The 22,579-nt window shown below is 37.6% G+C and carries 19 protein-coding genes; 8 read left to right on the forward strand and 11 right to left on the reverse strand.

The features are described from left to right. Positions 1-90: 90 nt before the first annotated feature. Positions 91-1,074 (reverse strand): metal-dependent hydrolase, encoded by a 984-nt coding sequence (locus JOC76_RS08350; protein ID WP_205177139.1) that lies wholly within the window; start codon positions 1,072-1,074, stop codon positions 91-93. A 299-nt stretch (positions 1,075-1,373) separates the two neighbouring features. Between JOC76_RS08350 and JOC76_RS08355 the strand changes: the two genes are divergently transcribed. Then, positions 1,374-2,687, forward strand: a complete 1,314-nt coding sequence (locus JOC76_RS08355) for an alkaline phosphatase (protein WP_205177140.1) — start codon at positions 1,374-1,376, stop codon at positions 2,685-2,687. Between the two features lie 159 nt (positions 2,688-2,846). Here the strand turns inward: JOC76_RS08355 and JOC76_RS08360 are convergent, their stop codons facing one another. Further along, complete coding sequence (locus JOC76_RS08360) at positions 2,847-3,062, reverse strand: hypothetical protein (RefSeq protein WP_205177141.1); 216 nt, start codon at positions 3,060-3,062, stop codon at positions 2,847-2,849. Between the two features lie 240 nt (positions 3,063-3,302). On the opposite strand from JOC76_RS08360, the gene JOC76_RS08365 reads away from it, so the two are divergent. Next, positions 3,303-3,512: a hypothetical protein gene (locus tag JOC76_RS08365; protein ID WP_205177142.1), complete on the forward strand. Its 210-nt coding sequence runs from the start codon at positions 3,303-3,305 to the stop codon at positions 3,510-3,512. Positions 3,513-3,614: 102 nt separating this feature from the next. Here the strand turns inward: JOC76_RS08365 and JOC76_RS08370 are convergent, their stop codons facing one another. The 7 genes from JOC76_RS08370 to JOC76_RS08400 form a co-directional block, all read right to left on the reverse strand. Next, positions 3,615-5,249 (reverse strand): amidohydrolase, encoded by a 1,635-nt coding sequence (locus JOC76_RS08370; RefSeq protein WP_205177143.1) that lies wholly within the window; start codon positions 5,247-5,249, stop codon positions 3,615-3,617. 164 nt (positions 5,250-5,413) lie between these two features. Next, positions 5,414-7,243 (reverse strand): hypothetical protein, encoded by a 1,830-nt coding sequence (locus JOC76_RS08375; RefSeq protein WP_205177144.1) that lies wholly within the window; start codon positions 7,241-7,243, stop codon positions 5,414-5,416. A 309-nt stretch (positions 7,244-7,552) separates the two neighbouring features. Then, entirely contained in the window at positions 7,553-8,329 is a 777-nt protein-coding gene (gene argB / locus JOC76_RS08380; protein ID WP_205177145.1) for an acetylglutamate kinase, read from the reverse strand. A 16-nt stretch (positions 8,330-8,345) separates the two neighbouring features. Next, complete coding sequence (gene argJ / locus JOC76_RS08385; RefSeq protein ID WP_205177146.1) at positions 8,346-9,575, reverse strand: bifunctional ornithine acetyltransferase/N-acetylglutamate synthase; 1,230 nt, start codon at positions 9,573-9,575, stop codon at positions 8,346-8,348. Positions 9,576-9,587: 12 nt separating this feature from the next. Continuing rightward, positions 9,588-10,622 carry an N-acetyl-gamma-glutamyl-phosphate reductase gene (argC, locus tag JOC76_RS08390; RefSeq protein WP_205177147.1) on the reverse strand — a complete coding sequence of 345 codons (1,035 nt, stop codon included), beginning with the start codon at positions 10,620-10,622 and terminating at the stop codon, positions 9,588-9,590. A 95-nt stretch (positions 10,623-10,717) separates the two neighbouring features. Then, positions 10,718-12,712 carry a hypothetical protein gene (locus JOC76_RS08395; protein WP_239557614.1) on the reverse strand — a complete coding sequence of 665 codons (1,995 nt, stop codon included), beginning with the start codon at positions 12,710-12,712 and terminating at the stop codon, positions 10,718-10,720. 18 nt (positions 12,713-12,730) lie between these two features. Next, positions 12,731-13,951: an ATP-grasp domain-containing protein gene (locus tag JOC76_RS08400; protein ID WP_205177148.1), complete on the reverse strand. Its 1,221-nt coding sequence runs from the start codon at positions 13,949-13,951 to the stop codon at positions 12,731-12,733. A 200-nt stretch (positions 13,952-14,151) separates the two neighbouring features. On the opposite strand from JOC76_RS08400, the gene JOC76_RS08405 reads away from it, so the two are divergent. Together JOC76_RS08405 and JOC76_RS08410 are read left to right on the forward strand one after the other, a co-directional pair. Next, positions 14,152-14,715: a GNAT family N-acetyltransferase gene (locus JOC76_RS08405; protein WP_205177149.1), complete on the forward strand. Its 564-nt coding sequence runs from the start codon at positions 14,152-14,154 to the stop codon at positions 14,713-14,715. Positions 14,716-14,893: 178 nt separating this feature from the next. After that, positions 14,894-16,363: an NCS1 family nucleobase:cation symporter-1 gene (locus JOC76_RS08410; protein ID WP_239557615.1), complete on the forward strand. Its 1,470-nt coding sequence runs from the start codon at positions 14,894-14,896 to the stop codon at positions 16,361-16,363. Positions 16,364-16,429: 66 nt separating this feature from the next. Here the strand turns inward: JOC76_RS08410 and ndk are convergent, their stop codons facing one another. Then, positions 16,430-16,894: a nucleoside-diphosphate kinase gene (gene ndk / locus JOC76_RS08415; protein WP_205177150.1), complete on the reverse strand. Its 465-nt coding sequence runs from the start codon at positions 16,892-16,894 to the stop codon at positions 16,430-16,432. Between the two features lie 306 nt (positions 16,895-17,200). Between ndk and JOC76_RS08420 the strand changes: the two genes are divergently transcribed. After that, complete coding sequence (locus tag JOC76_RS08420) at positions 17,201-18,058, forward strand: alpha/beta fold hydrolase (protein WP_205177151.1); 858 nt, start codon at positions 17,201-17,203, stop codon at positions 18,056-18,058. A gap of 67 nt (positions 18,059-18,125) precedes the next feature. On the opposite strand, the gene JOC76_RS08425 is transcribed toward JOC76_RS08420, so the two are convergent. Beyond that, the gene (locus tag JOC76_RS08425) at positions 18,126-19,262 is read right to left on the reverse strand and encodes an MGDG synthase family glycosyltransferase (RefSeq protein ID WP_205177152.1); all 1,137 of its coding nucleotides are present in this window, start codon (positions 19,260-19,262) and stop codon (positions 18,126-18,128) included. A gap of 171 nt (positions 19,263-19,433) precedes the next feature. Between JOC76_RS08425 and JOC76_RS08430 the strand changes: the two genes are divergently transcribed. Genes JOC76_RS08430 through JOC76_RS08440 form a run of 3 tightly spaced genes read left to right on the forward strand, consistent with a single transcriptional unit; the run spans position 19,434 to position 22,575 of the window. Then, positions 19,434-20,090, forward strand: coding sequence for a PIG-L deacetylase family protein (locus JOC76_RS08430; RefSeq protein WP_205177153.1), 657 nt, complete (start codon positions 19,434-19,436; stop codon positions 20,088-20,090). Then, on the forward strand, positions 20,087-21,397 hold the full coding sequence (locus JOC76_RS08435) for a glycosyltransferase family 4 protein (protein WP_205177154.1): 1,311 nt from the start codon (positions 20,087-20,089) through the stop codon (positions 21,395-21,397). The genes JOC76_RS08430 and JOC76_RS08435 overlap by 4 nt, the downstream gene beginning before the upstream one ends. After that, positions 21,397-22,575 carry a carboxylate--amine ligase gene (locus tag JOC76_RS08440; RefSeq protein ID WP_205177155.1) on the forward strand — a complete coding sequence of 393 codons (1,179 nt, stop codon included), beginning with the start codon at positions 21,397-21,399 and terminating at the stop codon, positions 22,573-22,575. The genes JOC76_RS08435 and JOC76_RS08440 overlap by 1 nt, the downstream gene beginning before the upstream one ends. Positions 22,576-22,579: the final 4 nt, after the last annotated feature.

Consider the following 22,579-nt stretch of genomic DNA (forward strand, 5'->3'; position numbering starts at 1 on the left):
TTCGTAACTTCACCAAAGTTTCTTTTGACTCTTGGAGAAATTAGCTTTCTTCTAAGAAGATGACCACATTTGTGGTCATCTTCCTTAAATTTATAGATGTAGGTCTTTCGTTAGATTTCTTAATACTCGTTTATATTGTTTCATAGTGTTAACTCTACCAATATAACTTCTTTTTCTGTTCAAATCCGAAGAGATATATTGAATCGCAACAGAAGGGAAAAAACTGTTAGTGCGAAACCGAAGATCCTTCCAATAAACGATATAACCTTTTTTCCTGACCTTGACAAATGGATAAGCAAAATTAGTCGATGCTAGAAAATCGGAAACCTCTTGATTATATTGACTATCTGATACCAATGTCGGAAAGTTGATTTTTTTACTAAGTGTATGTTCAATAGTTAAACTATTTACAGAATAAATGCCAAAAAGGAAATCTTCCCTTGTCTCAATGATAATATCCCATTTAAATAGTGTTATTAGGGGGATTAATTTAATCCGTTCTGCGTTTATAAAATGGCATTGTAGGTGTCTTTTCGCTAATATGGCAGAAAAAGTGCGGATGGCAAGGTAGAAAAGTAGGATAATATAAATGATAAGAAAGGTCATTCCAGATTGAAAGAATATGATTAATACAAATCCGAGAAAATGGAGGAGTAGAATGTAAGGATCTAATAATGGAACAGCATCAAAGGCAATCCATTTTTGAGAGTAAGGCCGCAATATTTGTGTTCCATGTACATTAAATAAATCAAAAAACACATGAAGGATAACAGCTAAAAATGTCCATAAAAATAGATGGAAAAACGATGTGCCAGCAATCAGGTATAGAATGCCTGTAACCATAATACCCCATAAAGGAAGAGCAGGAATTGAATGTGACAGACCCCTGTGATTCCGTATATAGCTACCCTTTCCCTTCAAGCGGTACAAAAAATCAAAGTCAGGTGCATTTGAACCGATGACAGCACCTAAAATGACAACCTGTGATAAGGATTCGTTAGTTGAGACGGCGGGATCAATCTGAGCTAAGGCACCAATACCTAAGCCAATAACAACATGCGAAAAAGTATCCACTTTATCACTCCTCAGTCTTCATCCTAATTATAAAATCTCCAGGCAAAAGGACCAAATTACTTCTATATTTAATACTTTTATTTTACTAGATGATCAAGCGAATTTTTCTTGAGTTATTATTAAAAAATTGTAAAGATTCTGTATATTAGTAACTAGTCTTTTGGATTTTATGTAAAATAAAAGTATTAACACAATTGGCCCTAGACTTAAGTTATAAAAGCAATGTATTAGTAAAGATTTTCTTTTTGTAAAATAACATGTTCCATATAGATTATGGCAGGACTTATTGAGGAAAGGTGATGTTAAGATTGTTAAATTCCACCGTTCGGCAAAACGATTATCTAATCAATCCATTCATACCTTTAATAAATTATAGTGAATTGAAAAAAGTAAAAAATGTAATTCTACTAATTGGTGACGGGATGGGCTTTTCATATACGACCGGGCTTCGTTATTTCAATCATTCGACTCAAAAAGGGTTAATGAAACCAACTGTATTTGATCGATACTTCGTTGGAACCCAGTCAACTTATTCATTAGATACACAATGTAATATTACCGATTCCGCCGCAGCGGGGACAGCTTTATCGACAGGTTATAAAACGTATAATGGTGCTCTTGGTGTAAATATTGATAAACAAACCGTTCCAACCGTATTAGAATATGCAAAATACCGCGGAAAATCTACTGGCTTAGTAGGAACAAGTCAGATTAACCATGCAACTCTGGCAGCGTTTGCTGCACACATGGAATCAAGAGAACAATATGAGCAAATTGCAGATGATTATCTCGATGAGCGAATAGAAGGTAAGCAGAAAATAGATGTGATGCTTGGGGGAGGAACTTCGTATTTCCTTCGAGAAGATCGAAATTTAATAGAAGAGTTTGTAAATAACCATTATGGCTTTGTGACTAACTTTCAGGAGCTTATTTCAAATAAAACTGAGCAATTGTTAGGATTATTTGCACCTGTTGAACTCCCAAAAAAGCTTGATCGTGATTCTAGTGTTCCATCTCTTGCCCAAATGACAAAAGCTGCTCTTCAACGGTTGCAACAGAATCCAAATGGATTTTTTCTTTTAGTAGAGGGCAGCCAAATCGATTGGGCAGGTCATGACAATGATATTGTTGGGGCAATGAGTGAGGTTACAGACTTTGAAGAAGCTTTTAATATAGCAATTCAATTTGCCTTCAATCGAGAAGATACAATTGTCATTGCGACCGCTGATCACTCAACAGGAGGAATGAGTATTGATTGTAATGGTAACTATAATTGGAAACCGAGTGTGATTAGAGCCATTACCTCAACTCCATTTGTGATTGCCAATCGTTTACATGAAACGAAAGATCTATCGACGTTAGAACATTACATGCATTTTTCGCTTTATGATGAAGACTTGAAAACGATAAAGTCAACTTTAGAAATGGAAGTTGAAGATACACGGCAAGCACTCATCAACATTATCAATCAGTATTCGAGTACTGGATGGACAACAAAAGGGCATACAGGAGAGGATGTTCCCATTTATGCCTATGGTCTAAATCGGCATTTGTTCAGTGGTAAAATGGAAAATAGTGATATTGCAAGGATTATTTTTCAAATTATGGATTAATTACGATTAAAACACTAGAGGGAATTAATATATGATAAGAGAGACAGTCAAGTATTTCTGTCTCTCTTCATTTTATAAACATATAAGTTTTTATATATTTTTTTCTGGCAACTCAACCAAATAAAGAAAAAAGAAGCGTTAATCTACGCTTCATTGTCATTAATTATTTTGAAAAGAAAGTTCAGAGTATTGAACTAAGAGAATTTGAAATTTGTTTTTCGTATCTTGAATCTCACAATATTCCGAGGAGTAACGGTGAAGTAAAAAATAGTTTTTTCCATTGTATTTAACTAATTGATTGAGCAAAGAAAACTCTCCTTTGAAAAGACCGTAATAGGTAAGAGTAATAACTAGCATTGGCTTCACCTTTGCCAAATACCATGCTTTCCTCCCTATAAATATATTAATGCGGGAATATTAAGAAATTACTTATTCCATGTAAAGGTTCTGTAAAAAATGATAAAGGTATTTGGCTTCGCTTAAAAAAGTGCATGAGAGAGGATTTTGACCATAGGTTATAATAACACTGTTTATTTTACAAAAAATTAACAAGGTTTTTTGTCATTTTTGTCAAATTCTAAATATAGGTAATATAAGGGGAAGGAAGTGGAGAGATTGAGAAATCAGAAAACTTTTTTTGTCATAAAAGACCTAATATTTGAGGTTCCAAAACCAGAAATAACCGTAAGGAAAGTTAGAATAGCACTGGTTAAATGTGAAAATGAGGAATATAATGTCCTTAAAAAAAATTTTGATGAAGATATTTTTAATATAGAAAAAACAGCTGAAGGGTGGCTTATCACAGAGAAAGATCTGCCCTCTTAGGCCAAACTTCTAATATTATAACTTATTCCTACTATAAAGGCTGTATCCATTGTTTTTGGATACAGCCTGAACGCTAGTAAAATTAATAGGAAAAAGTACATATCAATTAGAAGTAGTGTGTAGTTTAACCGAATGATCTTGGTACACTAGATTACCACACATATAAGTCTCTTGAACCACAAGGGTATCTATCTTTTCAGGACGAACTTCAAATATGTCCTTATTCAATACAATAAAGTCAGCATGATTGCCCACGCTCAGTTGACCGACATGAGGAATCCGTGTGATTTCTTGTGCTTCTTTTGTGTAAAGCATAATCGCAGTAAATATATCGATTTTTTGTTTTTGTCCAGTATCCGCGCCATTATACGCCAAGCGGCTAACAGCTGATTTCATCCCAACAAATGGATTTACGGGATCAGCCCAAGCTGTAGCAGGTGCATCTGAAGAGAAAGCCACTTTAATGCCTGCTTCTAATAGGGACGGAATAGGATATGTTTTCTTTGTACGTTCAGGTCCAAGGTTATTATGATAGCTCTCAATTTCTGCAAACACAAAAATCGGCTGCGTTACAAAGGCAATACCTGTTTCAGCAGCCCGTTGAATGGCGCGAGTAGTCGGCATTGCTGCATGTTCAATCCGAATAGAAGGACCATCTGTAAGCCAGCCTTTTTTGCCATAAAAAGTATCAATGATGAAGTCAATGGCTTGCTCGCCCATCGCATGGATGACCAATTGAACATTGTTCTGCTCGGCTGCTGTTGCTGCAGCTAATAACTCTTCTATTGTTACTGTTTGAATTCCGTAGTTTTCTTCATCCCCTAAAAAAGGAGGAGTGACCCAAGCTGTTTTCCCAGATACACTCCCATCCGCGAATAACTTGATACCGCCAATGTGAATTTGATTTGCGTTATTAATGTTGCCTGAATGTAATATTGAATGATCCTTTAAATCCTCCCACAAATAATATAAAACCGTACGTTGTTTTAGTCCTTTTTTTACAGCGGTATTATACATTTCTAGATAATCAATTGGCTCAGTTCTGCTCATAAGGTCTGTAATTGCTGTAATTCCGCGAGAAAGCAGGAAAGTACTTAATTCGGCAAGTGACGCAGCGTCTTCTTCGAGAGATTTAACAGGCATGATGCAATGGACAAGATCTTTGGCATTTTCCCGTAAAATACCTGTTGGCTCCCCATTTAGATCCCGATCGATTTCTCCACCTGGTGGATCGGGAGTATCTCTCGTAATACCTGCTAGCTCCAGAGCTTTGCTATTTACTACCGCAATGTGGGTACATGTCCGGGTAATGAAAATCGGTATTTCGGTTGCAGCTTTATCTAAATCCCACCGTGTCGGTGCTCTTCCTTCTAAAAATTTTCCTTCGTCATAACCCCAGCCTTCAATCCATTTACCAGTTTCATTGACTTTACATGACTTCCGAATCTGTTCAACTAAATCCACAATGGAATTAACGAATGGAGGGGTGCAGGCAATTTGTTTAGAAGCATTTGCAAGCCACAAGGGATGCATATGGGCATCAATAAGACCTGGAATCACCCTTCGACCTTTAAGGTCCATGCATTCGCCCTCTATTCTTTCTAAATCTGATTCCTCACCAATCCATGCAATCCTGCCATTGCGCACAATCATGGTATTGGCATATGGTTGTTCCGGATTAGCTGTGAAAATTTTTCCGTTAAAAAAAGTCCGCACAGATTGTTTATGAATAGACATTAAAAATACTTCCTCTCTAAAAAAATTTAATCTGCAAAAATAGAATTTAGGTCTTATCAAGAATCTGAGGCTTAATTTTAAGACCCTAGATTACTCGTACCTGAAGTAAACTAGGGTCTTAAACTGAATATGGAGTGATAAATACTTACGATAAATGAAGAGACTCACACTTGTTTTGGAAAGTGAAAAGCATATAAGAAGTAAAGGAAATCGTCAAAAGGGAGAGACGACTCACCATGACGCTCACCATTCCCAGTGACACTTGTTCTAATTGAGTTTCCCCATACTTGAAGACTATCGTTATTCGGATTATAAAAGTAAACACGAAGACAGCCTTTTGGATCGGTGCAAACTCTTTGAATTAGTACGGCATGGGCACCAAGTACTTGACCTGATTGATTATAAATAGTAATTCCCGCAGGTTGCGGAAGTCCTTCATTCACATCCGGTTTTTCCGATGGGTGATAGTATCGATAAAACCGTTCCTTAAATCTTGAGTCACTATAAACATCTGAAAATTCACTCCAAATTCCATTGATATGAAACGAGGGATTAATCCATTTATGGGGATCCTGCCCGCGTCCATTGGCAGCCTTTAACATTTCAAAATAGATGGAATCAAGGTGAGGAATCAAGAGTAGTGAGACGGTATCAATATTTTCCTCATCGTCCATGGCTGCATGCGGAAGCGCGTCTGAAGATAGGGGTCTACCCTCAAAATGAATCGTGATTTTTCCATGCTCCAGAAAATGATTAAACAATTTAAGAAGCATGACAGGATCCTTTTGTGACCAATAACTGAGTGCTCTTGTAGATTGGCAAGTTGGATTAAAGCCTTGCCCAATACCTAGGGGTTGACCTAAAACACTAATCATTCCCGATACAACAAGTGAACGAAGGGTAGATAAATCCAATATTTTATAGACGTTCACAAGCCTATTCTGAATCTGTTCGTGAATAGGAATGGTTACAAGTTTCTCTATTTCACTTATAAATTCTCTGGTAAAAACGTCCCGCTGTAGAAGACACATTAAACCATAAATGCTACTCCTAGTATTCATGGTGGTGGTAGAAGTGATTAATGAAGAAATCAAAGGAAAATTTGATCGAAGATTTTTTCTGGCTGTATCGTCCACAACCAGCATACTCTGAACCAAATCAGGCTTTTCTTTAGTAATAAATTTTAAAAATAAAGCATGGAAGGGTGAAACAAGCCCCGTATGACTCATCGATTCACGTAGCTGCTCGGCTTCTTTAACTAGTAATAAATCAATACTGGCCTTTAATTTATTTTCATAACTTCCCCTATCAAAAACAGCCAAATCGGATGGGGAATAGACAGCATTTTCGTATTTCATTAAGCTCGAATCCTTCATTTTCTGGCCGTCCTCTAATCCTCTCGCATTAGCGATTAATTTAAGGATTTTGTTCGTTACAATGGGCCTTTGGACAGTTAGATTGTCAACTTCCTGATACAAAATGTGAAATACATGTGAAGAAAAACAGTGGTCCGAGATAAATCCTAGAATCTCTGAAGCTTGCTTGTCTTTGTAAAGCTGGGTTACCCGATTTTCCTCCGTTTCCTTCATTAAAAGGAGGTCAAGGTTTAGAGCGATCACCTTTGTCAAGAATTCAGTTGCATCTGTAGCAGACATTTCTGGATGTACATAATTTCCTCTTGCAATGGCTAGAATTCTGAGATTGCTCATCGCTTCAGCTGCTGCCATGGTCCCGCCGGCATGCAAAGTCCCTCTAACTAAAGGAGGATTAAGCTTAGAGACGTTTTCCCATGGCTTCCCGACAAATACTCCGGCTTCATCAAAGAGATGTGCATATTTGAATATCTTTATTAATCCATTTGGTTCCTTGAGAAGGGCGGCAGCTTCTTCAAAAACGGCATTTTGAAATAAACTTTTTGTTAATGCTGGAGATTTCCGTAACTGATAAAAGGCCTTTTGAAACGAATCCTCTGAAGTAAATAATAAAAGTCCCATATATCCATTCCCTTCTCTGCTTTTTGCCCTTACAAATAATTTTTTGACAAGGAATTAAGAGAAACAAGCAGTGGCGAGGCGGTTTAGTTGTTCAACTATCCTTCAACATGACCAGTGTAACAGAAGAATTTAATTTAAGGGGAAGATCGGATCAATAATTACAAGAATATTTTTAAAATTTGGATTATTATCTGATTAATTTAACATAGGCTGGTAAATTAATCAATGAATTTTAGTTTGTAAAATACCAAAAATAAGGACCACGAAAATACCTTTCGGGTCCTTTTATTTGTTATAGCTAGTTTATCATTAGCCCCTGTTTATCGGCTCCCCCTGATATATTCTAGTACCATGCCATTGGCCATTTTCAAAAAATGTATTTTTACCAGACACTATCATGACGCTTTCGACACCTTCTTCAACAGCATTAAGCGCCGAATGAACTTTTGGAATCATTCCGCCGCTTATTTCTCCCTTTGCTATATAGGTTTGGACCTCTTGCTGGGAAAGGGAGGAGGAGAGTGAGCCCTCAATGAACACACCATCCACGTTGGTAACAAATAGACATTGTTCTGCCTGAAGTGCCTTAGCCACCTCTGCAGCGGCATAATCGGCATTAATATTAAGTTTTTCACCGTTTGTATTAATCCCTATTGGAGTAATGACAGGTATATAGTGGTTATTAACAACAAGTTCTAAGAATTCTTTATTTACTTTGCTGATTTTTCCAACATGACCCAGCTGTTCACGGTTTATGTAATTAGCCTGTAACAAAGAGCCATCACTTCCATTGAGCCCAAAAGCAGGGAAGTGATACTGTTGAAGCTTAGCCACAAGCTTTCTGTTCGTCTGACCGGCAAGAATCATTTCAGCAATATTTAGTGTTTGCTCGTCTGTTTTACGAAGCCCATTTACAAATTGAGGTGTGACACGAAATAAGTCGAGCATTTTATTAATATCAGGGCCGCCGCCATGAACAAAAACAAGTTTATAGCCTTGCTTTTGCAGTTCAGAAAGACTTGTAAAAAAAGGGGAGGTTAATTCGTCAATAACACTGCCGCCACATTTGATTACAATATATTTCATCTATTTTCACCAATCCTTATGAACGATAGCTTGCATTGATTTTGACATAATCATAAGACAGATCGCAGCCCCATGCTTTACCAGTTCCATTACCCACATGTAGATCGACAAAAATTTTGATAATTGGCTGATCCAAATAACTTCGTGCATCGTTCTCGGAAAATACACAAGGTGTACTATTTGTAAGCATCTTAATAGAACCGATGGCAATATCCACTGTATTTGGATTAATGACTGCATTTGTCTGCCCGATTGCGCCGATGATTCGTCCCCAGTTGGCATCTGCACCAAATATGGCCGTCTTCACTAAATTGGACCCGACAATTTGTTTGGCAATGAATCTTGCCTCCTCAGGAGTGTCAGCACCTTGAACCTCCACTTCCACTAACTTTGTCGCACCTTCTCCGTCCATGGCGATTTGCTTGGCTAAATTCTCACAAGCTTTTGTCAAAAGCCCAACAAAGGTGTCCCACTCAGAATGATCTGGTGTTAACGGATCATTCCCTGCAAGCCCGTTTGCCATAACGAGAACCATATCGTTTGTAGAGGTATCTCCATCTACGGTTATTTGATTAAAGGTATGATTGATAACGCTTTTTAAGGCAGCAGATAAATGATTAGACGAGATGGCTGCATCTGTAGTCAGGAAACCAAGCATGGTTGCCATGTTCGGATGAATCATTCCTGACCCTTTGGCCGCTCCGCCAATTGTAATGGTTTTACCATTAATGACACCTGAATATGCGCAGCTTTTCATCACGATGTCGGTAGTCAGTATAGCCGTCTGAAAACCAATAGCATCACTGTTTAAATTACCAGGTGACAAGGATTGAATTCCGTTTGCGATTTTTTCCATATCTAAAAACTCACCAATCACACCTGTTGATGCAACGGCTACATAATTTTCATTGATACCGAATTTTTCAGATGTTAAGGAACGCATTTTTAATGCATCCATGTATCCTCTGTCTCCTGTACAAGCATTGGCACAAGCGCTGTTGACCACTACAGCTTGTAAAACACCTTCACTTGCAAGGCTTTCTTGAGTTACTTTTAAAGGAGCTGCTTGGAATTGGTTGGTTGTATAAACTGCTGCAGCTGATGCCGGGATTTCACTAATAATGACCCCTAAGTCCTTTTTAGCATATCGAAGTCCGGCATGGACCCCTGTTGTTTTAAATCCTTGTGGTGATAAGAGATTCCCATTATCAATTTCAACAATCTTATGTTTTAACAATAGTGACATTCCAAATCCTCCTTAAGGATACATGGGAATAAACTCTAATCCCGCTGTCTCATCTAAACCATTCATCAAATTGGCATTTTGAACTGCCTGGCCGGCAGCACCTTTCATGAGATTATCGATAACGGAAACAATGGTTAACCTTCCTGTTCGTTCGTCAACATGTAAACCGATATCACAATAATTGGATCCTGCTACTTCCTTAACGGAAGGGAAATTTCCACTTGATCTTACCCTTACAAACGGACTATGCAAATACTGTTCATTATATAATTCAAGAAGTCTTTCAGAATGTAAATTGTCTGTAAGTTTTACATAAATGGTTGCCATGATTCCCCTAGTAATCGGCAACAGGTGGGTATTGAAAGTAATGGGTGATACACCCCTGTTCCAAAGGTTCAATTGCTGTTGGATTTCAGGGATATGCTGATGTTCGTTCACTTTATAGATACGGAAATTTTCATTTATTTCCGAGAATAACAGTTTTTTAGAAATTGCTCTTCCAGCACCGGATGCTCCAGATTTTGCATCAATAATAATGATATCAGGATCAATCAGTCCTTCTTTTACCACAGGAGCAAGACCTAATAGTGTGGCAGTAGGGTAACAGCCAGGATTTGCGATTAGTTTCGCATCCATAATTTTTTCTTTATTCCATTCACTCAAGCCATAGACTGCTTGTTCTAGTAAATTGCTTTCTACTGGTTCGTGTTTATACCATTTTTTATACTCTTGCCCATTGGTAAGCCGAAGGTCACCGGAAAGGTCGATGATTTGAATTCCTGTTTCCGAGAAGGCAGGAACAAGTTTACTAGATACACCGGAAGGGGCGGCTAAAAAAACGATATCTGAATGCTTAGCTATTTCTTCCGCATCGATATGCTCAAGTTTTAAATCTGTAATTCCGTTCAAATGTGGAAACTCTTCATATAAAGGGATCTCATCTCTGGTCGTATGCACCGATTGTATATTAAAAACTGGGTGGTGATGTAAAATGCGATAAAGCTCACCACCGCCATACCCGGTCGTGCCAATAATAGATACTTTCAAGTACGCTCCTCCTCGAGACCTTACGTTTATTTACAGTATCAACTTTCAAAAAATGACTAGCAGTTTCGCCTAGGTGCAATGGGCACCTGATCAATTTATGCCCACACGTAATTTTTGCCCCAGCTTTCTCTTGCAAGCAGCTCCACTTCTTCGACTAGGCTGTCTTCCACCATATAGGTGTCACCTTGTTCGAATGGGTTATAGTGATAGGCATACATTCTTGATAGAAATTCATGGAAGGGAAGGGAGGCTTCTCCTTCAAGCTCATCAAAACCTGAAACACTTGCAATTATGCCTTGACCCCAATTCTGACCACTATCGTTATTAGGATTGTAAAAATAAATTCGATATTTTCCGTTCTGGTCTTGTTGGATTCTTTGAATGGATACTGCATGAAGTCCAAGCAGATCTCCATGAACGTTTGTAATAAAAATTCCAACGGGGTTTGGATAAATCAATTCATAGCCCTCATTATATTCAGGATGGTGGGTAGCATAGAATAACTTCACAAAAGCAGAAAAGTTTGTGACATTCAGTGTGATTTGATCAATCACATTGATGAAGCCTTTTGGAATCCATGCCCCGTAAAATTCCGGGTTTACCCATTTATGTCCGTCTTCACCACGAAGCAGTGTTCTCTTCATCATTTCGTTATAAACCTTGTCAAGGTGTGGTACTAGAATAGTAGAGATTGGATCCAAATCCTGATTGATTTCACCGGCTACGCCTCCAATTAGGAGGTTAGAGTGAATGGCTACACCTTCAAATGTCATATCTATATCATTGTCACGAGCTGCACGAGCAATAAATTCTAACAGTTGTCCTATTCCATGCTGCGCCCAGAGGGAAATTGCTCTAGCTGACTGGCAAGTTGGATTGTTCCCTTGTCCGACACCGAGAGGTTGACCAAGGACACTCATTACGCCAGCAATCAGAAGACCATTCAGGCTAATCGCACTTTGTTCACCCTTAAATCTTGTAAGGGCTTCACGTACCTGGGCATGAATAGGAAGATCAAATAGACGACGGATGGCAGGAAGGACATGTTCCTGAGTGAGAACCCCTCGATCAAGCATTCTTGCAAGTCCATATATCGCTTGATGTGTTTCAGGATAAATGGAAATCTGGATGATGTCATGAATCAGTTGTTGATTGGCATTCAAACTTGCTATTCCTGTTTCTGATAATTCAAGTGCTGTCTGTATTTTTTCTTGGTTCTTCCGGTTAAAAAACCGAAGAAGAACGGCATGATAAGGGGAGACGAGACCTATTTCTTTCATTGATTTTGCAAAAATTTTAGCTTCTGATACAAGTTCAGCTTCAGAGGCATTTTCTAGTCTAAGTCTATATTCCCGTTGATTTTTCACATCTTGGCTTAAAGGAGTTGGAGCATCTGCACCATGTATATATTTTTTAAGAGTTTCTATTGTTTGTTCATCTATAGCGCTTTTGATTAATTGTCGGGACAAGTTAATTATGTTTATAATCCGGCCAGTCATAATGGGACGTTGAACAGTCAAACGTTCTAATTCCATAACAATTTGATGAGCAATGGCTTTAAAGGAAAGCTGCTCACCAAGGTATTGGAACAAGCCTTGAGCACGAATCATATGATCTTCTGATTGAATGCGTCCTTCTTCTGTTTCCGGTGGAAACAAAAGATCGAGATTCAGGGCCATGACCTCGTTTAAAAAGACAGTTGCTTCTTCTTTACTTAAGCTTTCATGTATGTAATTTCCTTTTGCAATGGCTAGCATTCTCATTTCACTTAACAATTCAATAATCGAATTGACACCTTGCTTTGACCTTAATGAACCACCAACGAGAGGAGGCTGCATTTTAGACGGGTCTTCCCATTGACCTCCAAGGAAAACACCAGCTTGGTCAAAACGATGAGCATATTCATCGAGAGTCCTCATTCCCTCATATGAGGCTGCAAGTTCAATTGCTAGTTGATATACGTCTGTTTGATAGAGGCTTTTTGCGAAAGGTTTAGCCTGTTCAAGTCTGTCTAAAGCATCTTCAAATTTACCTTTTAAAGCTAATGTTTGTTTGCCCATTCTTTTTTTCCTTTTCGTTATTGTATTCATCCTATTAATCGTCCTTTCTTATTCGTAGAAATTATAGGTCTCATAATCTTTTAAAAGGGATCTCATTTCATCCGCATCTTCTCCAAAAAAGAAAATGGTTCCATAATGATTTCCATATCCTACCCGTTCTGCCACTTTGGATGTAATAGGAATAAACATATTATGGTTTATAAAATAAGGATGGGTCTTGAGATTATTAGGTATTTTCAGCTTTTTAACGATTTTTACATTAGGATAAATCATGAGATTACCAGAATATCCCTTAGCGGATACGACCTCTTCAGGGAAAAAGGCCTCTATTTCTTCTTCGGTAGTATCTGGATCACAGCAAAGCACTTGGCCTTGATAAGGGCTAAACCCATATGCATTTTCAATATGTTCAAAAATATGGCCTCCAGGTATACGGTTCGCGACTTCCCCAAAACTCAATATTCCTTCTTGTGTGATGAAAAACTCAGGATGAATGATGCCATATTTGACTTCAAAAGCATCCACAAGCTTCTCAATGGCTTCCTTGATTTGTGGTCGCCATTTTTCAAGCGAAGGAGAGGCGGGTACAAAGTTTGAATGACCTAATTTTACATATTCGGTTATATTTAAAAATCTTATTTTTCCGTTATGGATAAACGCTTCACAAGAGAATTCTTGACCTTCTAGATGGCTTTCCATCAGTAAAGGGAATTCCGAATCGTCTATCTTGTTAATGTCTTTTAGGCTGCGAATCATGTAATGACCTACTGTGCCTGCTTTATCAAATGGCTTAACGTGAATAGGGGAATAGTCAGCCTCGTCTATATTACATAGTGCTTTATTAATTCTTTTTAAGAAATAACGAATATCCTCCTTGTTGCTTGCCTCTTCAAAGACTCCCACACGGATACCTGCCAATTGTGCTTTACGCTTCATCAACCCTTTGTCTCTAAGTAGCATAGATTTATGGAAAATGAGCGGGTCATTGAAGAACCTTGCATTTAGAGCACCGGCCCATTCCACGGTTTCCTCGTAAATAGGTACAGCCACTTTTGTATTGAGATTCTTCAATTTTTCAAAGAGTTCTTCACATCGATCATCTAAATTGTCAAATACCCAAGGAACTAGCTGGATTCCATAAGTGTCAGCAAAACCTTGGAATTCAGGGGGGCCTACAACCACATACGGTCGATTCAACTTGTCAATTGCTTCAATTGCTTGCAGGCTCCAGCCCAACAATGCCGTTATTTTTCCCTTGTTCTGTTTCATCTGAATAACTCTCCCTATTTATGATAAATAAAAAATTATAACAGCCTCATTTTAGCAAATAAAAATATCTAAACTTTCAGATTTACATAAATTGTACAAATAATTAAAATTGTCTCAATAAATTTTTTACACTCGTTTTTTAAAATAAGGTAGACGTCAAAATGATGTTGGTTTTAATATTCTGGTAAAGGGGTAATAGGATGAATGACTGGTTTATTAGATTAACTGATTATTTTCCAGAAAGAGAAATGAAATCGAGAAAGCATTTTGAAATCCTTTTTCACGATAAACAAGGAATCTATCAATTAGAGGAAAGCAAAGATTCTGTACTTGTTTACTTTGAAATGTCTGAATTTATTTTTATCGATTATATACTTGTCGCTCGAAACAATCGACGAAGTGGAAGAGGAAGCCGGATTCTCGAACAATTAAAACAACAGGGGAAAGCCATCATTCTCGAAGTTGAACCAGTTAGTCATATTGATCCTGATTCGGAAAAACGAGTACGTTTCTATGAGAAAAATGGTTTTATGAAGATGAATTCTATTGGTTATGAAAGAATTCATATGGTTACGAATGAGTTGAATAAAATGGACGTATTTTGTTGGTCTCCAGTAAATATACCGGAAAAATTGGTATATGATCAGATGAAAGCTATTTATGAGAGTGTACATACTTATAAAGCGAGAGAATTGTATGGATGTAATCCCCAGCCTGTGTCAGAAGTTCTATGGCAAAAACAATTAACATATAGTGAAGTTTAGCTTACTAAATAATATAGAAATAAGAAAAAATACTAAAAAAGGACCCAAGTGAAATGACTTCACTTGGGTCCTTTTGATTAACAAGACAAATTAATTTTCTGTGAGCTTTCCTTACCAAAATAGATACAGCTATCCACAATTTCAGTAGAATACAATCATAATAAAAGGAGGAATGGCCATGAATACAATGTCAATGGAAGATCAAGAAACCTTGATAGAAAAGGATCCCTCTTTGTATAATGAAGATCTTGCTCCACTCAATAAAGAAAAGAGAAATTGGAATTGGCTCAACTATACGACAGTGTGGATGGGGATGGTTCATAATATTGTGGCCTATGAAACAGCAGGCAGTTTGCTTGGATTAGGAATGAGTGTTTGGCAGGCATTAGCAACCGTGATTACCGCAAATATTATTCTTATTATTGCCATGTGGCTGAATAGTGCGGCCGGCGCTAAATATGGAATCCCTTTTCCTGTTCTCATTCGTGCTTCATTTGGTTATAAAGGAGCACAGCTTCCGATTATTATAAGAGCATTTGTGGCCATATTCTGGTTTGCGGTTCAAGCTTATTTAGGAAGTAAAGCGGTTGGTGCTGTTCTAGGTGCATTATTACCAGGCTGGAACAGTCTTTCCTCTGTCCATTTCCTTGGTCTAGGGTTAAATGATGCCCTTGCAGTTGCACTATTTTGGATTTTACATGCATGGGTGATCTCCCATGGCATGGAACGAGTTAAATTCTTTGAACTTTGGGCGGGCCCCCTCGTTATTGTTCTAGGGTTGGCGCTCGTGATATGGTCGATTAGCGTATCTAACGGATTAGGGCCTCTATTTGATGAACCATCTCAATTAACGGGCGGTGCCTTTTGGGCTGCATTTGGGATCTCTGTTACCGGACTGATTGGAACGTGGGCAACATTAATCCTCAATATTCCGGATTTTACGAGATTTGCACGAAGTCAAAAAGATCAAGTGCTGGGTCAGGCCATCGGCTTGCCAGGTACAGCGATTATATTTTCTATTATGAGTATTATTACAACATCTGGAACTATCATTGCTTTCGGAAGGCCGATTTGGGATCCGGTGGAATTGCTTCAGCAATTTGGAAACCCGTTTGTTTTATTCCTAGGGGCATTTGCACTGTTAATCGCGACATTATCTGTCAATGTAGCAGCAAACGTAGTATCGCCTGCATATGACCTGGTAAACTTGTTTCCTCAGAAACTTAACTTCGTAAAAGCAGGAATGATATCAATCGTCGTAGCCTTATTTTTTGCCCCATGGTTATGGTATAACAACTCAGCCACTATTTTTAATGTGCTAGGGGCAATTGGCGGAGCACTTGGACCGGTCGCCGGAATCATGATTGCAGATTATTACTTGGTAGCACGAGGAAAATATGACTTAGCTAGTTTTTATAAAAAAGATGGACTATACGCATATAAAAATGGCTGGAATGTAAAGGCGCTGATCGCCTTAGGAATAGGGTTAATTGCTTCCTTTATTGGATTAATCATTCCTGCTTTGAAAGAGCTTTACACGTATTCTTGGTTCTTGGGCATTGGTTTTGGATTTATATCATATATTGTCTTGATGAAATCGGAGCGGGTGTCCGAAGCAAATCTTGAAAATGTAGAAACAACGGTTTAATACTTAACTTAATAGTACATTAAAAATCCCCTTGGCTTTAAATCTGCCAAGGGGATTTTCTAAGTATTAAACAGATTGACGATCTTCAAACGGAAAATCATCTTTTGAGATTCGTCCTTTTTTAAGTAGACCAAAGAAATTTTCAATTTCCCGCTCAGCACTTAAAAGGGAATCTGAACCATGGATGACATTCTCTTCTTTTGTAAAGGCAAAATCACCGCGAATGGTACCTGGGATTGCTTCTAGTGGACTGGTTTTTCCAATCATAAGACGAGAAACTTCAATGATGTTCTCTCCTTCCCAGACCATCGCAAAAACGGGACCGGAAGTGATAAAATCCACTAATTCACTGAAAAATGGTTTCTCCCTGTGTTCCATATAATGATATTCTGCTTTAGTACGGTCAACCGTCATTAGCTCTGCATTCAGTAAAGTAAACCCTTTTTGTTCAAAACGTTTGATAATTTCTCCAGTTAATCCTCGTTTTACCCCATCAGGCTTAACCATGATAAATGTGCGCTGTAACGACATACAATCACCTCTTAAATAAATGAAAAGTCATGTGAACCAGCAGCGTCTTGGGCGGTCGATTCTACATATTTTCCATTATGGCGTGATTCTTTAGTTTTCAAACATATCCGTTAAGGAAACAAAAATTTTTTTGGTTTTCTTTTATCATAGTATTGCCTTTCACTCGTTTTAAAAATATAACGAGTGATTTTTTTATACTCTTAATCCTGTAAAGCGTATTTAACGATTTCATTAATTTCTGCATCCTCAAGAAGGTATTGATAAATAATAAATGCTAAAGGATAAATTCTAGAGGAGTGGAATACTGTGAGTGCCGATGAATTGAATCAAGCCTACATTAAGGTGGGGAATGTCAACCTGTACTGTGAATATTTATTGAATGATAAACCACCCATTCTTCTGATCCATGGCTTTGCATCTTCTACCTATACGTTTCGTCGAATCATCCCTTTATTACAAAAGAGGTTTTCTATTCTTGCTGTTGACCTTCCGGGTTTTGGAAAAAGTGAAAAGTCCACTTCATTTGTTTATAGTTTTCAAAACTATGCCAAGTTAATGATTGAATGTATCGACAAGTTTGGTTTTGAAAACATTTATATTGTGGCACATTCAATGGGTGGACAAATTGCTCTAAATATGGCACTCCTCGCTCCTGAAAGAATTAACAAATTGATATTGTTATGTAGCTCAGGATATTTAAAGCCGGCAAAAAAACTTCTCATTTGGAGTTCTTATTTACCTTTTTTTGAAAAACTTATTCATTATTCTGTTCATAGAAAAGAAGTCAAAGATCACTTGAGGAACGTCTTTTTTGATCATTCATTAATCAACGAAGAATTAATACAAGAATTCGGTAGACCGCTTACTGAAAAAGGATTCTATAAAGCGTTAATTCGTCTTCTTCGTCATCGCGAAGGGGATTTATTACCACAACAGCTTCAAAAGATAGAAGTTCCAACATTATTAATTTGGGGAGTGGAAGATCGAGTAGTTCCTTTGGAGGTAGGCCAACAATTAGTTCGTGATTTACCGGTTGCGCAGTTAATTACCTATGAAAAAACAGGACATTTAATTACGGAGGAAAGACCAGATGTTGTTATTAAGAATATCTTGTTGCATACCATTTATGGTTTTAACCAATATCCTTTAAAGTCGAGGATATAACCTGACTCAGAAGTTGTTGATAGGCAACTTCTGAATCAGCTTATTCTAAATTATTAGTAATGAAATTTTAAGAAAGTTTTACTTTTGCTATTTCAAGATAAGGCTCTCCGATTTGTAGGATGAATTTCAGAATTTCTTCGGCTGCATTTGCATTAATAAAATTCCTCTGGCTGTCGATGATATCATTTAGTTTTTCGCCATCATGTTCAAGTAATTGGGCTACTGTATGTTGAATTTCCTTTGGGTTTTTACATACCATACCCAAATTCAACTTCTCAGCGAACGCTGGATTATCCTCTTCCTGTCCTGGTAATGCACCCGTAATAATTAAAGGCGTATTGGAAGCTATAGCTTCAAACATGACATTTGGGCTTCCTCTAGTAAAAGCAATATCAGAAGTTAGCATTAAATCTTGGATATTTTGGGTGAAACCATAAATCTCTACTCTTTCACCAAATGGTTGAAGGGATTTTTCCAACTTTGATTTAAGTTTTTCATTTTTCCCAGCTACAATTTTAACTGTACAATCAAAATGATTGAGCAGATTGACTGCTATTTTCTTCATATTTCCTACGCCTTCTCCGCCGCTCATGATCAAGCAATTTAAGGGTTGTCCCTTTTGATAATATTTTCGCTGACTAGAGTTCTTTAGAAAAAATCGGGATCGGACTGGAAATCCTGAAAGCTTTATTTTTTCGTCAGGAATCCCAAATTCGATACACTTATTTTGGGCTTCATACGTAGGACTAATAATGTAATCAGCCCTTTTGTCCACCCAAAGTGGATAAATGTTTACAAGGTCAGCTATTAAAGTAACGAAGGGTATATTTATATTTTCTTTTTCTAAAATGTTTAAAATGGAGCCGTTAAAATTAGGATGAACAGATAGAATAATATCGGGCTTCACTTCGCTAAGTAATTGCAGAAAATTATCCCTAATCAGTGTTTCGATAAAATTGTCAACTAAAGAGGCTTTCTTAGCTGACAGTTTCCAAATTATCTTCCATAAATTCTCCGAATTTCTTGTGATTGGTCCATATGATTTTCCTATTTTTAACAGAAGATCTTTGCCAAGTCTAAATCCATCCACTACATGTATTTTTACGTCATGATGCGCGTTGACTCTCTCACATAGAGATTCTGTAATACTTTTATGGCCATGCCCAGTATGATTGGAAGAAATAATTAGTAATTTCTTTTCCATAATAATCACCCCTTTATAAGAATATTAATATCGTTTTAATCTATTCTATTATATTTAACTTTACGTTAACTTAACAAAAAAGCGACTAGTTCAACGTTTGTCCATTTCCATTTAATCTCCTTTACATATATATACATGAAACTTATTTATTCTGGGAGCTGATAAGGTTTTATGCGCAATCATGTATTGGTAATTGCCGCACATCCTGACGATGAACTTCTCGGAAGCGGAGGAACCATAAAAAAATTAATTAATAACGGATATCAAGTAACAACTGTAATTGCCGCCAAGGGTCGTAAGGAAGAGGAACACCAAATGAAGCCATTCATGTTAAAAGCCAATGAAGTACTTGGGGTCGAAGAAGTTATTTTTATTGAATTACCGAATTTATTATTAGAATCCATCCCACTAATTGACATCATTAAGAAAATAGAAGACCTGATTAAACAAAAAGATCCTGTAATGATTTTTACTCATCATTATGGTGATTTAAATCGGGATCATCAAGTACTTTTCCAAGCAGTACTAACAGCAGCCAGACCACTGCCGGGAACAGAACCAATCGAAATCATATGCTTTGAGACAGTTTCTTCAAGTGAATGGAGTCCACATACCAATGATAAGGAATTTAAACCAAATTACTTTGTTGATATTACAGACACAATAGAGGATAAATTGAATTCACTTCAGCATTATGATGTGGAGATGAGACCGTTTCCTCATCCGCGTTCCTATGAGGGTGTGCGATCTTTAGCAAAGGTAAGAGGAATGACTGTTGGAGTAAATTATGCTGAGGCATTCGAAGTAATCAGGAGGGTTTGGAAGTGAAAAAACGAAACAACTCAAAACCAGTATCTCTTTCCAAACCATATCCGCACATTATTTCAGCCTTGGACCAATATTACGGTATTTTGGAGTCATTCGAAAAGAATAAAGAGAACATTGGAGAGAGTCGTTCATCAATTAACTTACCAAAGAAGTTAAAGATATTGATCACTACCTTTTGGGAATATCCTTTTGTTGGCGGCTTACAAAATTATATAGCGGCTTTAAAGACAGGTTTGGAAGCCAAGGGGCATCAAGTAGATGTCATTGCACCAAACCACTTCCCTGAAAGTGTTGTCAAAAACTTAAAGTTCAATATTGGGAAAAATTATAAGAATTTCTATCATAAACGCTACGGCAGCTATAATGAAAGAATTTTGAATAATTCATGTGACCTTCAGCTGTTTGAATGCATGTTAGAAAATATAAATCTTAAACAATACGATATTATCCACGCTCAAGATCGTTTTACGGCAAATGTTATGGGAAGACTTAATGAAAGATACCAAAAACCCCTTCTCTTTACCCCCCATGGTTTCATGACCCATAATCGCTTAAGATTTAACCTGATCAAAAGTGGGTCGGTTGAAGAAGCTTATTATTTCGCGATTGATAGGCAAGCCACTACAGCTGCTCATCACATAATCATTCTTTGTGAAATCTTCCGTCCCATTCTAAAAAAATTGGGTGCGGAGGATGAAAAGATGACCACTGTATATACCGGAATTGATTTCCAGGCTTTGGAGAGAAAGCCAAATACAGATAAAACAGTGATTACCTGTGTCTCCAGGCTCCGCCCGCGCAAAGGTCATAAGTACCTACTAGAGGCATTATCTCAAATCAAAAATCAATTCACTAACGTTGAGCTTCGGATCGTCGGTGATGGCGAAATGAGAGAGGAATTGGAGAATCAGGCTCGAGAGCTTCAATTAAACGATGTTGTTTTTTTGGGAAAAAGGAAGGACATACCGGAATTATTAAGTCAATCGGATATCTTTGTTCTGCCTACCACAAGCGACACACTGCCTATTTCGGTGATTGAGGCAATGTTTGCCGGTCAGGCTATTATTACGACAAATTGCGGGGGAATCCCGGAAATCATTCAAGATCAGCAAACAGGCTTAATTGTTAATCCCGCAGATTCCGAGCAGTTAGCGGATAAACTGCTGCAACTTTTGCAAGATGAAACCTTAAGGACAAAACTAGCGGACAACGCTAGGTCGTATGCGCAAAATCACTTAACTATTTCAAATATGGTAACAAGAATTGAACAAGTTTACTTTTCTTTGTTACGTAAGGAGGAACTATGATGAAACATGATATTCCAGCCGTTGTCCTTGATTTAAGCGCAACCGGGATTGGCATTGTCCGAAGCTTGGCAGAAAAGGGAATCCAAGTTTATGCCTATGATAGTAAGGGGAAATATGAGATAGGGAAAACTTGGAAAGCGAGTTGCGGGATTTGCCCTCATCCCGTATCAGAGGAAAAGGAATTATTGCAATTTCTAACGAATCTCGCGCTTGATTTTTCACAAAAGCCTGTCCTTGTTGCCGGCTCGGATGATTATGTCTTGTTTATTTCAAAAAACCGCAATGTACTAAGTCAGAATTATCGATTTTTGTTACCTGAACACGAAATAGTAGAAGCGGTGTTGGACAAAAGATTAACCTATGAATTAGCGAAAAAGTGGAACATTCCATGCCCAAAAACGTTTGCTATTAAGGATGAACATGAGTTAGAGCCAATCATCGAGGAAATCACCTTTCCATGTATTTTAAAACCAGTTTATTCCTCGCTTTTTCGAAAGGAAATTGACCATCGTTTATATAAGAAAGCCATAGTTATTGAACAACCATCCCAATTGCGTGAGGAATACCTCTTTTACCGTCCTTTCGGCGAATTGATGATTCAGGAGCTCATTCCAGGTGAAGAAAACCAGATCTTTTCAGTTAAGACTTTATTTGACGAACATATGAATCTAATCGGTCTATGGATGAACCAAAAATTACATCAATTTCCTCCGCATTTTGGGTCAACCGCACTCGCTATCAGTACTAGGGACGAAGAATTGCTGCAAACCGCTGTCCCTTTTATTCGAAATATACAATTTAAGGGGTTAGCCATTGCTGAATTTAAAAAGGACCCAAGGGATGGCAAATATAAATTTATCGAAATCAATCCTCGAATTGGATTAACTCAAGCGTTATCCATAGCATGTGGTGTTGATTTAGCTTACTTGTATTATTTATCCCTAACTGGTCAAAATCCAGAACCGGTTACTTCTCAGAAAGAGGGAGTTAAATGGGTATATTTTGTCCGTGATTTTCTTTCTTTCCGCCAAAAATGGAAGAATGGAGAAACAACGTTCTCGGAATGGTGGAAAAGCTTATCTGGTAAAAAAGTGGAGGCACTTTTTGCATGGGATGATCCTTTTCCCTTTATGCGCAGTTTTATATCGCATTTAAAAAACTTATGGAAAAGAAATTAATAGA

Source organism: Neobacillus cucumis (assembly GCF_016908975.1).
GTDB classification, from domain to species: Bacteria; Bacillota; Bacilli; order Bacillales; family Cytobacillaceae; genus Neobacillus; species Neobacillus cucumis.

Excerpts from the sequence above, each read along its gene's own strand:
- ndk (WP_205177150.1), bottom strand. The coding sequence starts at position 16,894 with ATGTCGTTACAGCGCACATTTATCATGGTTAAGCCTGATGGGGTAAAA.
- JOC76_RS08430 (WP_205177153.1), top strand. The coding sequence starts at position 19,434 with ATGCGCAATCATGTATTGGTAATTGCCGCACATCCTGACGATGAACTT.
- argB (WP_205177145.1), bottom strand. The coding sequence starts at position 8,329 with ATGAAATATATTGTAATCAAATGTGGCGGCAGTGTTATTGACGAATTA.
- JOC76_RS08400 (WP_205177148.1), bottom strand. The coding sequence starts at position 13,951 with ATGAAACAGAACAAGGGAAAAATAACGGCATTGTTGGGCTGGAGCCTG.
- JOC76_RS08370 (WP_205177143.1), bottom strand. The coding sequence starts at position 5,249 with ATGTCTATTCATAAACAATCTGTGCGGACTTTTTTTAACGGAAAAATT.
- JOC76_RS08440 (WP_205177155.1), top strand. The coding sequence starts at position 21,397 with ATGAAACATGATATTCCAGCCGTTGTCCTTGATTTAAGCGCAACCGGG.
- JOC76_RS08425 (WP_205177152.1), bottom strand. The coding sequence starts at position 19,262 with ATGGAAAAGAAATTACTAATTATTTCTTCCAATCATACTGGGCATGGC.
- JOC76_RS08395 (WP_239557614.1), bottom strand. The coding sequence starts at position 12,712 with ATGAATACAATAACGAAAAGGAAAAAAAGAATGGGCAAACAAACATTA.
- JOC76_RS08375 (WP_205177144.1), bottom strand. The coding sequence starts at position 7,243 with ATGGGACTTTTATTATTTACTTCAGAGGATTCGTTTCAAAAGGCCTTT.
- JOC76_RS08355 (WP_205177140.1), top strand. The coding sequence starts at position 1,374 with ATGTTAAGATTGTTAAATTCCACCGTTCGGCAAAACGATTATCTAATC.
- JOC76_RS08405 (WP_205177149.1), top strand. The coding sequence starts at position 14,152 with ATGAATGACTGGTTTATTAGATTAACTGATTATTTTCCAGAAAGAGAA.
- JOC76_RS08410 (WP_239557615.1), top strand. The coding sequence starts at position 14,894 with ATGAATACAATGTCAATGGAAGATCAAGAAACCTTGATAGAAAAGGAT.
- argJ (WP_205177146.1), bottom strand. The coding sequence starts at position 9,575 with ATGTCACTATTGTTAAAACATAAGATTGTTGAAATTGATAATGGGAAT.